We start from the raw sequence: 11,916 nt of genomic DNA, 5'->3' as shown, positions 1-11,916 counted from the left end.
CCTGCAGGCCCTGGCCCTGGAAATCGCAAGCGACACCTGATGCACGGCGGGGCCCACCCGGAGGCGAACGGTGACACCTAGGGCTCGCCTTCGTGGCCCCGCCGTGCATCAGGTGTCGCTTGCGATTTCCAGGGCCAGGGGGGTGGGGGAGAGGCTGGAGGTCTCCTCGCCGGGCTCGAGGAGGGTGTCCGCGGCGCCGACGACGAGAGGATCGGGTTCCCCCACGGCCTCGGGGTCCTTGCTCGTGTAGTCGATGCCCCGGAGGAGGCTGCGCATGGCCTCCAGCCGCCCGCGGCGCTTGTCGTTGCTCTTGACGACCGTCCAGGGAGCGTGCGCGGTGTCCGTGGCCCTGAACATGTCGACCTTGGCGGTTGTGTAGTCGTCCCAGCGGTCCAGCGACGCCAGATCGGTGGGGGAGAGCTTCCACTGCCGCACAGGGTCGACCTGTCGGATGGCGAACCTGGTGCGCTGCTCGGACCGCGACACCGAGAACCAGAATTTGACCAGGTGGATGCCGTCGTCGACCAGCATGCGCTCGAACACCGGGCACTGGCGAAGGAACCGCGCGTACTCGTCGTCCGAGCAGAACCCCATGACGCGCTCGACACCTGCCCGGTTGTACCAGGAGCGGTCGAAGAAGACGATCTCGCCGGGGCCGGGGAGGTGGGCGACGTAGCGCTGGAAATACCATTGCCCGGCTTCCCGCTCCGTCGGCTTGTCCAGGGCGACGATCCGGGCGCCCCGAGGGTTCAGACGCTCGGTGAACCGCTGGATGGTGCCGCCCTTGCCGGCGGCGTCGCGCCCCTCGCACACGACGACCAACCGCGCGCCGGTGTCCTTGGCCCACCGCTGCAGCTTCAGCAACTCGATCTGCAGGATCCGCTTGGCCCGCTCGTACTCGTCCCGCCGCAGCTTGCGGTCGTAGGGGTAGTTCTCCCGCCAGGTACGGATCGGGGCACCCTCGGCGCTGAGGAGAACGGGCTGCTCGGGGTTGGTTTCGTCCACGCTCAGGCCGTTGAGCAGATCGGCCCGCTCCCCGTCCTGGTCGCCGGCGCCGCTGATTCCCGTCACACCATTCACCTCACTGTCGTGTCGTCGGCTGCGGGCCCGTCCCTGTCGCCAGGACCGGACGCCTCCGCAGTGCTTCTGCCCCGATCATGAAGGACCGTCGCCCGAAGGGGCGGTGTTCGCCGACTCTCCGCCGCGAGTCGACCCGGATATTGGACGCAAGGGCGCTGCGGCACCGGAAAGGGACGCGCCTGCGACCACCGGCGTGGTCGGCTCGTGCCCCGGACGGATCGCGAGCCGGGGCGTGAACGGGTGGTCTGCCGGTGACGGGGTAGGCGCGTAAGCGGACGGCGCTCGTCCCCGGGCTTTCGGGCCGCGGGACGGCGGTTGCGTCCCTGGGCCGGCACCGCACGTGCCGGGGGTGCCGATCGGTGCAGGAGGGAGGCGTATCGCATGGTGCTGCTGAACGTCCTCCCGGGCCGGGGCGTCCGGACGAGCGCGTGGACGGATCAGGTCACCCGAACGAACCATCGGCAGCGTCAAGGTCGATGTCGGCGAGATCAAGGAGAGGGCACACCGATGAGTCATCAGCCGCGAGGCGACAAATCAGCGCCGACACCCGAGGAACTGCGCAATATGGTCACGCACACCCGTGAGAGGCTCGGACAGACCATGGAAGCGCTGGCCGCCAAGGCCGACGTCAAGGCCCAGGCCATGGAGAAGGCGGACGATCTCAGGACGCATGCCGCCACGAAGGCCGCCGCCCTCACCGGTCACCTCCGCGAGACGGCGGAGCACGCCGCCCAGCTCGCGAAGGACAAGACCCCCGACCCGGCTGTGGACAAGGCGACTCACGCCGTGGCGCAGCTGCGCAGCACGGCCGCGCGTGCGGGGGAGCTCGCCACCGAGCGGACACCGGACCGAGTCGCCGAAAAGGTCGGTCAGGGGGCGGCCGCGGCGCGGGCCCACCGGACCCCCCTGCTCGTGGGGGCCGCCGCGCTCGGCGTTCTCCTGCTCGTGCGTTGGAGCCGGAGGCACCGATGAAGACCGCCAAACTTGCTTACCGTCCAGTAGGCCTGGTGTTCGGTTTCGCCGGCGGCCTCTTGGCCCGCGCCGCCTTCAACCAGATGTGGAAGTGGGCCGGGCACGAGGACGACGCCCCGGGCGCGATGGACGAGGAACGCACGTGGCGGGAGATCCTGCTCGCCGCAGCCCTGCAGGGAGCGATCTTCGCCGTCGTCAAGGCTGCGGTCGACCGCGCCGGAGCCACCTCGGTCCGGCGCCTGACGGGAACCTGGCCGAGCTGAGGCCCCGGTGCCGCCGTTCGACCCGACGGCGGCAGTGATCTTGCAGCTCATCGGCGAGCGGCGAGCGGCGGGCACGCGCACGGCATGCGCGTGCCCATCACTGCTACCGGACGGCGCTGCGGTCGGCCGCCGAGAGATGGTCCGGCGTCCGAGCGGCGCGAGCCGCCCGGAAATCGCCACCAGAGGAAGGTGAGCCTGTATGAACACCCAGAAGGAGCCAGATCGGACGGGCCGGCGCGATGAGACGGACACGCGCTACGAGCCGGACGAGCCCGACGAGGCGGACCAGCCACTGCCTCGCGACCCGCAGAACCAGCGGGCGGAGCAGGGCGAGGATCCTCTGGCAATACCCGTACCGGACTGGCCCGACTCCGCGGCGCCCGAGACCGACGTGGCGGGAACCGGACGCCGGGGCGGCGCCGACGAGGCGGAGCACGAGAATGCCGACGTCGACGAACCAGTGGACTGACGCGATCGCCCGCCTTCCCGCTCCCGGGCCTCAGGCATCAGGCGTCACTCTCGACTCCGAGCACGGCAGCATCGCAGGCCTGTGAAGGTACGACCGACCGGAAGCAGGGCGCTGCCGGCGTGTCCTGGCAGCATGCATCCATGACCGATGGGAATTTCGGCGATGTCATCGTGCGCCGTGCGCATGAGTCGGAGTCGGACGAGCTGATCGTGATCGACGCCGTGGCAGCCGAAGGCGACGCGGGACGGCGGGCGAGCATCAGAAGGTGGTGCCGAGAGGGCTCGGCCGTTGTGGCGGAGGGCGCGTCCGGGCTGCTCGGCTACTGCGTGGTGGAGTACACGTTCTTCGATCAGGGATTCGTCACGATGGTGATGGTTGCCCCGTCGGCCCGCGGCAGGGGTGTCGGGTACCGGTTGCTGGAGTCCGCCGCTTTCTCGTGCACGACTTCGAAGTTGTTCACCTCGACCAACGTCTCCAACCAGCCGATGCAGCGTTTGCTCCAGCGGGCCGGATGGAGCCCGATGGGGCTGCTGCACGGTCTGGACGAGGGCGATCCCGAGCTGTTCTACCTCTGCCACACGCCGGTCAGGGATTGACCCTCGCGGTGAGGGGATCGGCTACGGTGCCGACAGGCCGGCGGGCGGCGCGGTCGCCCCACCATCGCGCCGAGACAGGGCGCGCCCCGGCCCTCAGCTGTCGGCCTTTCAACCGGAGTTCATCGAAAAAGCAGCGCGTGGCACCAGAGTCCCTGTGGTCGGCCTCGCGTAGCCAGGTCGCCGTGCCCTCCCGGCCCGTGCGAGCGCAGGAGCCCGGCACTACGGGGAGGCCGCCCGCCGTGTTGTAAAAGGAAACCGCATGTCGCAGTCGCACGAGCCCTGGTACACACACCGCCCGCCGCCTTGGCCCGTACCCGACAATCCGTACGCGCCCGAGGGGTACGGCCCGCCACCGCCTCGCCCACCTCGTCGCCGTTGGCCGCTGGTCGCCGCGGTCCTCGCGCTGCTGCTGCTCCTCGGTGCCGGCACGTACGTCCTCGGCGAGCGCTCCGGAGCGGACCGCGCCCGGACGGGCCACGCCGGAGCGCAGAGCGGCGCCCCGTCGGCCACGACGCCGCCGAAGGCGAGCGCCCGCCCCACCCCGTCGCCCTCCCGCATCCCCACCACCGCGGAGATCGCGCGCCAGCGCCGGGCCGGCGAGGCCCGTGCCTGGATCGTCGACGACCGCACCGACCTGCCCCGTCGGAACATCCCGACCGAGGACCTCTGGATCGTCGGCGGCACCGCCGTCCAGGCGATCTACAAGAGGGTCGTCGCCCACCGGCTCAGCGACGGCGCCCAGTTGTGGAGCGTCGACCTCCCGACCCCCGTCTGCGAGACCCCGGTCAACGCGACCCCCGACGGCAAGGTCGTCATCGTCCTGCAGAACGTCGAGGCCTGGACCGGCGCCCGGTGCAACCAGCTCCGGATGATCGACCTGCGCGCAGGCAGGGCAGGCTGGCACAAACAGCTGACCGAGACCGGCGCGGGGGACGGCACGATCACCGTGGACAGCGCGATCAGCGGGGGCACCTTCGCGATCGTGCAGAGCATGAAGGCCTCCGCGTACAAGGTCGCCGACGGGAGGAAGCTGTACGACATCCCCATGGAGAACCCCGGGAAGTGCTACCCCGGCAGAGTGGCGGGCGGCAGCCGGCTCCTGGTGCTCGCCGACTGCGCGATCACCGCGCTCGAAAAGGCGTACGACCAGGTCCGGGAGATCGACCCGGCCACGGGCAAGGTCCGCTGGCGCCACCGGACGGAGCCGGGCCGGAGGATCGGCCAAGTGCTGTCCGTCGCACCGGCCGTGATCACCACCGCGCACCGGGAGACCCATGCCGACGACTGGCGGGTCGTCGCCCTGGGTCCCGACGGCAAGGTCCGCAGCACCATCGACCCCCGGCCGAAGGGGTTCAAGCACTGCGGAGACTCCCTCGACACCAGTGGCGACGCCCAGGCGTGCCGGGAGGCCGTCGTGGGCGAAGGTCTCGTGCTGCTGGGTGGCACCGACCGCGTCGGAGCCTACGACCTCGCCACCGGGAAACTGGTCTGGGGAGTGAAGGCAGGTGGGACCTCGTACGGCTATTTCCCCCTGCGCGTCGGACCGGGAAGGACGGGGCTCGTCTACCGGGTCGGTACCTACAGCGAAGCCGGGCGCGTCTTCCGGGTCGGTCCAGGGGGCGTGGACACGGTCAAGGACGTGCTGAGGCTCCCCGCCTCCACCGCGAGGGTCGAGTTCGGGATGGCGGTCGTCGGCGAAAATGCCTACGTGGGCGACCGGCTCGTGATCACGCCTGCCGGTCTGAGCGGCAACGACGCCCAGCACGAGCCCCGCATGCTCTCCTTCGCCCCCTGACACGGACGCGGTCGGCTTCGACGAGCGCGCCGACGTCGTCGACGACCCGCGGAGGCGGTTGATCTCTCGGACCGGGCTTCGAGCGGTTCGGAGTGACGGTCTCACCTGGCCGCACGGTGGCCTGGCTCGACGAGGAGTCGGGCTGCATACCTGGATCGGGCCGACTTCCCCGACCGGCCGCACCCCTCCTACCTCCGGGCCTCAGAACTGCCATGTGGCCTCGTGCGGTCTCGCTGTGCCTGCCGGAAGGATCCACGGGTCTGGCCGACGACCGGTCACTGCTTGCTTCGCGGCACGTCGCCTCTGGGAGTCGCCAGGTCAGCGGGCTGGCCGGTGGGCCGCCGGACGGTGCCCGTGGCTTCCAGTCCCTCACGTGCCATCCCGTGTTCGCGGGCATGGTCACCGGCTCCGGGCAGAGCCAGAGCGGCCCGGAACTCCCGCTGTGCGTCGGCGTGACGGCCCATCGCCGCATAGGTCCTGCCCAGCCGGATACGAACTCCCATCTCCAACCATGTGCTTGTGTGCGGGGTGAGTGCAGACAGCGCCTCGTGGTGAAGGTCCACAGCCGAGCGCAGGTCGCCTCGGGTGTGCTCCGCGGCAGCCAGCCGCGACAGGGTCGCCGCGCGCAGCGGCGGGTTCTCGACCTCACCGGCCAGTCCCGCGGCCCGCCTCAGCAGGTCCGTGGCCACCTCGTACCGGCCGAGCGCCAGCTCGATCTCGGCCACGAAGCACAGGGTGCTGCTGATCGTCCTGGGCCGGCCGTTCTTCTCCGCGAGTGCCAGGGCGGTGTTGTAGTGCCAGAGCGCCTCTTCGTACCGTCCCAGCCGGTGATGGATGGAGCCGATGTTGCAGTGGGACACCCCCGTCAGCCAGTCGTCGGCGAGGCCGGAGGCCAGCCCTACTGCCCGGTCCAGGCCGGAAAGTGCCTCTTCGACGTCTCCCAGCTGCCCCAGCACGACGCCCGTCCCGGCGATGGCGCGGGCCTCCTCTCGGACGTCGCCCCCCGCCCGGCTGTAGTGCAGCGCCTCGGCGAACCATGCTCCTGCCTCCCGGAACCGTCCCTGGTAGACATCGAGGACACCCATGCAGTTGCGCAGTGCCGCCGGCATCCGCCGATCGGTGGCGGCGTCCGCGCACGCCAGAGCGAGTTCAAGGGCAGTCCGGCACTCGTGGTGGTGACCGTGTCCGGCCAGGTGGTCGACGAGGGCCTCTGCCAGCAGACACGCGTGGTCGGCGTGGCCGCCGGCGGCCGCGAAGGCCACGACATCGACGAGCTCGCCACCCATCGAGGTCAGCCACGCCGACGCCTCCCGCCACCCGGCGAAGGGCGAACAGGCAGTGGTCGGGCCGGGGCCGGCCGAACCGGTGGTGAGTGCGGGAAAGCTGCCGGGCCCCCAGTCGCTGGCCATGCGGCCCGCCGCGATGTGGAGGCGCAGAACGGCGTCGCGGTCTGCGGCAGCTTCTTCGGGGGCCTCGCCGGCCAGGCGCCGCGCATGCGCCTTGACGAGATCGTGCAGCCGGTATCGGCCAGGATGCGGCTGCTGCAGCAAGCTGGCGTCGACCAGGTCCTCCAGGACGTTCTCCGCCTCCTCACAGGCGCCGCCCAGCATGGCGGCGAGCGTGAGCCGGTCGAAGCGGGCGGTGGGATTCGTACCCAACGCGCGAAAGCCACGCTGCAGTTCCGGTCCGAGCTGGTCGTACGAGACGCGGAATGCGGCCTCCACGCTGCGATCCCCGGCCCGCAGCTCCGCGAGGCCGTGCGCGTCGTCGGACATCCGGCGGGCGAGAAAGGCCAGAGTCCAGGACGGGCGGCTCTGTAGCCTGGCACTCGCGATCCGCAGTGCCAGGGGCAGGCCGCCACACCTACGGGCCAGCTCACGCGCCGCCTCAGGCTCCCCGTCGGCCCGCAACTCCCCGACGAGCTCGCGGAGCAGGCCGACGGCAGCGCTCGGACCCAGCGGCTCCACCGTGAGCCGCAGGTCGGCGTCGAGGCCGGTCAGACGCTGACGGCCGACGACCAGGACCCGACTGCCCGGCCCGGCCGGCAGCAGCGGACGCACCTGCTCGGCGCCGCGTGCGTTGTCCACGACCAGCAGCAGCCGGAGGCCGCTCGTGGCGGCGCGCCAGGCTGTGACGAGATCTGCCAGCTTGTCCGTCGCATCGCCGGCGTCGTCGGGTCCGTGGGGCCCGTTCGCAAGGTCCGGGAGTGCGTCGTCCTCGCCGCGAACCGCACGGAGCATCCGGCGCAGGGCCCGTTGCGGGGTGACGTCCTCGTGCGCGGCGCCGTGTGTGTGCAGATCGACGAAGAGACAACCGTCGGGGTGGGCGTCGCCGAGCGTCCAGGCGGCCCGCACCACCAAGGCGGTCTTGCCCACGCCCGCCGTGCCATCGACCGTCATCACGGAGACCGCGTCCGGCGACACGGGGGCGGTGAGGAGGGCGAGCTCCTTGTCGCGCCCGACCATGCAGGCGATGTCGCCGGGAAGGTCGTTGCGACGGCGCCGAGGACGACCCCGGCCGGAGACGTCAGCGCGATCGGACCCGGCGGGATCGCGAGGCCGGTCGGTTCCGTCGGGGAGGCCGTCTCGGCCACCGGAGGCCGAGCGCCCGGGCGAGGGCGCATGGAGCCCGGTTCGCCCGGGGTCGAAGGCGGCGGCTGAGGGCCGGCGGCCGGTCCGGCCGAGCAACACTAGATCGTCCCGGCGCAGAACGGCCTGGTGCACACGGCGCAGCTCCTCGCCGGGTTCCACGCCCAGCTCGTCGACGAGCAGGCGGCGCGTCTCGGAGTAGACGGAGAGCGCCTCGGCCTGGCGGTCGCTGCCGTACAGGGCACGCATGCGCAGCGCGGCGAGCGGCTCATCGTGCGGCTGTGAGAGAGGCGTCGACAGGAGGGTGTCCAAGGCAGCCGAGTAGTCACCGAGCAACACCAGACACTCCGCCCGGTCCTGGAGCAGCGAGCGCCGTTGCTGGTCCAGACGTTGCCGCTCGGCAGCAGCGAGGGGGCCTGGCAGACCGGTCAGCGGCTCCCCACGGAACAGGTCGAGGGCCCTGCTGCCATGAGCGAGTGCGGCATCCAGCTCGCCGGCGGCCTTCGCCCGTTGGGCTCTTCCAGCCTCCCTGGCGAGCTCGGCGGTGTCGGTCCGGACCCCGCTGGGCGTGAGGCGATAGCCGCCCCGCCGCCCATGGACAACCGACCGACCCTCTGCAGTGCCCGGCTCGTCCAGAGTCTTCCGCAGCGCGTAGACATAGCTCGGCAGGACCCGGTGCCCGGTGCCCGGGGGACTGGCCCCCCAGACATCGTCCAGGAGCTGCTGGTAGGTCACGAAGTCGGGCGAGCGCAGGACCAGGGCGGCGAGCACCGCCTGCCGTCGCGCCGGGCCCAGCACCAGCGCCGCGTCGCCGCGACGGGCCCGGACCGACCCGAGCAGATCGATCTGCAGATCACCCCGGGCACCGGCAGTACCCCTACCCGATGAATTAACGCTCACGCCGAATCCCCATGCCCCCGTGCGTCCATTGCCTGCCCGCCGCAGGAACCCCATTGCTTCAACAGGACTTCATCAGAAAAGCAGCGTGCCACGACAGAGTCTGTCAGGCCCGTGAGAGCGCTGGAGTCAGGGGCCGCACCTTTATCGCCCGGCACGTATGAGCAGTGACCGACCCGACGGTTCCGGCGTCAAGTGCCGCGCCGGACCGGCGAAGAGACGAGGGGCTTCGGGCATGGACGAACACGACCAGGAGCAGCGGCCCCAGTCGGGAGCAGGGACGAACACCCCTGATCCAGGCGCCGGCGAAAATGGGTCAGTTGATGCTCTGACGCCTCCTGTATGCGACGTCATAGCGCGCATCGTCGATGCTGTGCGCGCCGGTGACGACGCCCACACCGACCGCCTCCTGGCCCGTTTCGTCCGAGTCGCAACCCCTGATTCCCTGTACGAATTGCGTCAACAGCTCGACCACGGCGTGAGATCGCAAGAGGAGGCGCTTGGCGTGGCCGATGTTCCGCTCATGCCCTGGTAGGCACCTCGCCGGGTCGCTGCGGTCTCCTCCGGTACTGCGGAGACCTTTCGAGGCGATGTGATTCATGTCATCCCGCTCTCCGCTGCATTCAAGCAAGCCTCTTTACGAGAGCGGCTTTTACAACGGACCAAGGAGATTCCCATGGTTATGTCGTTACTCACTCGCAAGGCAGGAGCGGCCCTGGCCGTGGCGGTCGCACTCACGGTCACGGCTGCCGGGCCGGTCCACAGTGCGCCGACCCGGACTGCCGACCAGGTGATGCAGGATGGACTCAACGCGGCAGTCGCTGCCGGGTACCCGGGTGCCACGGCGCTGCTCCGCAAGGACGGAGCGAGCCGGTACCTGACAGCGGGTGTCGGCGACCGGGTCACCCGGACGCACACCGACCCGAAGGCGCAGGTGCGCATCGGGAGCAACACCAAGCCGTTCATCGGCGCCGTCACCATGATGTTGGCCGATCAGGGCGCGCTGTCGCTCGACGACACCGTGGACCGGTGGCTGCCGGGCGTGGTGACCGGGAACGGCAACGACGGCAAGAAGATCAAGATCCGCCAGCTGCTGAACCACACCTCAGGCGTGCCCGAATACCTCGACAGGGTGACCGCGGACGCGTACAACAACCCGAACAAGCCTTTTCCGGCCGCGCAGTTGGTGCAGCTGGCCATGCAGCGAGCACCGCTGTTCGCACCGGGCACGAGCGTCAAGTACAGCAACACCAACTTCATCCTGCTCGGGATGGTCATCAAGTCGGTGACGGGCAACGAACCGGCCGTAGAGGTGCAGACCCGCCTCATCGACCGGCTGGGCCTCACCGGCACGAGTTACCCCACGTCGGATCCGAAGCTGTACGGCAACCACGTCCGGGGGTACGCCGTGCCCCTCTACTACTGGGGCGAGCGCCCCTACGTCGACGTCACCACCCTGAACGTCCAGTTCTCCGGTGCGGCGGGCGCGATGGTGTCCACCCTGGACGACCTGGCGGCCCTCCACCGAGCGCTGCTCGACGGCACCCTGCTCTCCGCGGCGATGACGGATCAGCTCAAGACCCTCGTCCCCTACCCCGACCAGCCCAACCTGTCCTTCGGGCTCGCCCACGAAGTGGTCGACGGCCCGGGCGACTGCGGCAAGGTCTGGACGAAGGGCGGCGCCATCTACGGCTACTACACCGCCACCCTCACCCGTGAGGACGGCACCCAGGCCGCCGTGGCCACCAACCAGTACAACATGGCCGGCCCTGCGGGGGCCGGGGTGGCGAACCTGACCAACGCTGCCATCGACGCCCTCTGCACCCTCTGAGGGCCTTCCCGCACGCTTTGGCCCGCATGGGCCCCGGCCTTTCGAAACGGCCCGTCGAAGCACCTCGCTCGACGGGCCGTCTCGCGTCATGCGAAGGCCCAGGTGGTGGTTGACGCGGGCTTCCCGTTCGAGGTCGCTCGTCGTGCCGATGAGAGCGCGAGCCCGTTCCAGGACGGCCGCGGCCTCTTCGTGCCGCCGGAGGCTGCTCGTGGCAGGCCGCCAGGTCTCGGACCGGGGCTGCTGCGGCAGTCGGGCGGTGATGAGGCGGCGCAGGCCCGCGTCGGCGCGGGCGCGGCAGTCGAGCCGGCACAGCGCGGCCCCGAAGCCGCGCGGCTACGGGGCGGGGTGTAGCGGAGGACTGTTGTCTCGCAGAGGCCGTCGGCGTGCACCTTCAGCGCGATCGCCACCGGCTTCGACGAACTCGCCGCCCGCTACAGAGCCGGAGTCCACCTTGCCGCACGCACTCTCTGGCTCCGCGAACCCCTCCGAGATCCTTTGCCGGACAGGACCTAGCGACGCCAGGCCCTGCGCGCTCCGCGGGACGCCCCGCTCGGGTCAGCCGGATCGAGGGTGAGTTCCCACTGGTGCCTGCTCTTGTCGATGGTGACCAGGAGGGGTCCGCTGGGCAGTGCGACCTTCTCCCGTACCCGGCGACCGTTCCACTCGTACACGAGCCGCTTGGCAGGGCGCCTCAGGTCACTGGGGGAGTCACCCCAGTGGTAATGCATCTGGAACCAGCCCTTGTGCGGGTCCTCCGCCCGCACCTTCAACTCGGCCGCGGGGCCGGTGTGGACGAAGACCTCCCGGCCGCTGCCCGCGATGGTGCCGAAGTCCAGCGGCAGAGCCGCCGACAGGGGCAGGACCGTGAGCTGCCACGCCCCGGAGTTGCGTACCTTCAGAGTGAGCGGCCCGCCCTTGCGGTTGGGCACCATCAGGGTACGGCTGTAGTGATCAGGCAGGTCGGACAGGAAGACGTCGTCCTCGCGGCCGGGAATCTTGACGGAGATGAAGTTGTACTCCTCCGTCCGTGCCTCCAGGATCACCGGCTCCCCGTTGGGCGGAAACGGCAGGTCCACAGTGACCGTCTTCGCCCCCTTGCCGCGATAGACGCGCGGCTCGAACGCGAAGAAGTCGGCCGCCCAGGACAGGGGCTCGAAGGACGTGCCGCCTGGGGGCGTCCCGGCAGCGTACGCGGGCGCGAACCCGGCGGGCGCAGAAACAGGCGACACGGGTGAGGTGGGGTACGTCGCGGAATCACTCAACGGGCCGGGCCCGAACGACACCTGGTCCGCCCTGTACACATCCGGCCCCGGCGCCGACGGCGCCCCGGGAGTGACCACGCCCGAGTCCGTCTTGCCCACCCCGGCGAGGGGCACCGGGCCGGGCCCGGAAGGCACAGCCGGAGACGCCGAGGGGACCCCCGGC

General features: G+C 70.6%; 9 protein-coding genes and 1 pseudogene. 7 read left to right on the top strand and 3 right to left on the bottom strand.

Annotated elements, in window-relative coordinates:
* Positions 1–108: 108 nt before the first annotated feature.
* Positions 109–1,071: a polyphosphate kinase 2 gene (gene ppk2 / locus AOK00_RS08650; RefSeq protein ID WP_079041899.1), complete on the bottom strand. Its 963-nt coding sequence runs from the start codon at positions 1,069–1,071 to the stop codon at positions 109–111.
* Between the two features lie 516 nt (positions 1,072–1,587).
* Here ppk2 and AOK00_RS08645 point away from each other — a divergent pair.
* The 5 genes from AOK00_RS08645 to AOK00_RS08625 all read left to right on the top strand — a co-directional run bounded on the left by AOK00_RS08645 (position 1,588) and on the right by AOK00_RS08625 (position 5,175).
* Positions 1,588–2,052, top strand: coding sequence for a DUF3618 domain-containing protein (locus AOK00_RS08645; RefSeq protein WP_055599721.1), 465 nt, complete (start codon positions 1,588–1,590; stop codon positions 2,050–2,052).
* Entirely contained in the window at positions 2,049–2,315 is a 267-nt protein-coding gene (locus tag AOK00_RS08640; protein WP_055599720.1) for a DUF4235 domain-containing protein, read from the top strand. Before AOK00_RS08645 ends, AOK00_RS08640 begins: the two co-directional genes overlap by 4 nt.
* Positions 2,316–2,514: 199 nt before the next feature.
* Positions 2,515–2,784 (top strand): hypothetical protein, encoded by a 270-nt coding sequence (locus tag AOK00_RS08635; protein WP_055599719.1) that lies wholly within the window; start codon positions 2,515–2,517, stop codon positions 2,782–2,784.
* A 140-nt stretch (positions 2,785–2,924) separates the two neighbouring features.
* Positions 2,925–3,380: a GNAT family N-acetyltransferase gene (locus AOK00_RS08630; RefSeq protein WP_055599723.1), complete on the top strand. Its 456-nt coding sequence runs from the start codon at positions 2,925–2,927 to the stop codon at positions 3,378–3,380.
* 259 nt (positions 3,381–3,639) lie between these two features.
* Positions 3,640–5,175 carry an outer membrane protein assembly factor BamB family protein gene (locus tag AOK00_RS08625; RefSeq protein WP_063886564.1) on the top strand — a complete coding sequence of 512 codons (1,536 nt, stop codon included), beginning with the start codon at positions 3,640–3,642 and terminating at the stop codon, positions 5,173–5,175.
* 275 nt (positions 5,176–5,450) lie between these two features.
* Here AOK00_RS08625 and AOK00_RS08620 read toward each other — a convergent pair whose 3' ends face one another.
* Positions 5,451–8,717, bottom strand: a complete 3,267-nt coding sequence (locus AOK00_RS08620) for an AfsR/SARP family transcriptional regulator (protein ID WP_079041898.1) — start codon at positions 8,715–8,717, stop codon at positions 5,451–5,453.
* 625 nt (positions 8,718–9,342) lie between these two features.
* Between AOK00_RS08620 and AOK00_RS08615 the strand changes: the two genes are divergently transcribed.
* Entirely contained in the window at positions 9,343–10,491 is a 1,149-nt protein-coding gene (locus AOK00_RS08615; RefSeq protein ID WP_159041708.1) for a serine hydrolase domain-containing protein, read from the top strand.
* A gap of 390 nt (positions 10,492–10,881) precedes the next feature.
* Positions 10,882–11,004: pseudogene (locus AOK00_RS39400) on the top strand (IS5/IS1182 family transposase); the annotation flags it as partial.
* On the opposite strand, the gene AOK00_RS08610 reads toward AOK00_RS39400, so the two are convergent.
* Positions 11,001–11,720, bottom strand: a complete 720-nt coding sequence (locus tag AOK00_RS08610) for a hypothetical protein (protein WP_159041707.1) — start codon at positions 11,718–11,720, stop codon at positions 11,001–11,003. The pseudogene AOK00_RS39400 and the gene AOK00_RS08610 overlap by 4 nt on opposite strands.
* Between the last annotated feature and the right edge of the window lie 196 nt (positions 11,721–11,916).

It is taken from the genome of Streptomyces aureus, from assembly GCF_001418135.1.
In the GTDB taxonomy this organism is placed as follows: domain Bacteria; phylum Actinomycetota; class Actinomycetes; order Streptomycetales; family Streptomycetaceae; genus Streptomyces; species Streptomyces aureus_A.
Note: the sequence above shows the minus strand (reverse complement) of the source record. Positions and strands in the feature narration are given on the sequence as shown.

Bases quoted from the DNA above. Each gene is read 5' to 3' on its own strand.
- AOK00_RS08635 (WP_055599719.1), top strand. From the start codon at position 2,515: ATGAACACCCAGAAGGAGCCAGATCGGACGGGCCGGCGCGATGAGACG.
- AOK00_RS08640 (WP_055599720.1), top strand. From the start codon at position 2,049: ATGAAGACCGCCAAACTTGCTTACCGTCCAGTAGGCCTGGTGTTCGGT.
- AOK00_RS08615 (WP_159041708.1), top strand. From the start codon at position 9,343: ATGTCGTTACTCACTCGCAAGGCAGGAGCGGCCCTGGCCGTGGCGGTC.
- AOK00_RS08630 (WP_055599723.1), top strand. From the start codon at position 2,925: ATGACCGATGGGAATTTCGGCGATGTCATCGTGCGCCGTGCGCATGAG.
- AOK00_RS08620 (WP_079041898.1), bottom strand. From the start codon at position 8,717: ATGGGGTTCCTGCGGCGGGCAGGCAATGGACGCACGGGGGCATGGGGA.
- AOK00_RS08645 (WP_055599721.1), top strand. From the start codon at position 1,588: ATGAGTCATCAGCCGCGAGGCGACAAATCAGCGCCGACACCCGAGGAA.
- AOK00_RS08625 (WP_063886564.1), top strand. From the start codon at position 3,640: ATGTCGCAGTCGCACGAGCCCTGGTACACACACCGCCCGCCGCCTTGG.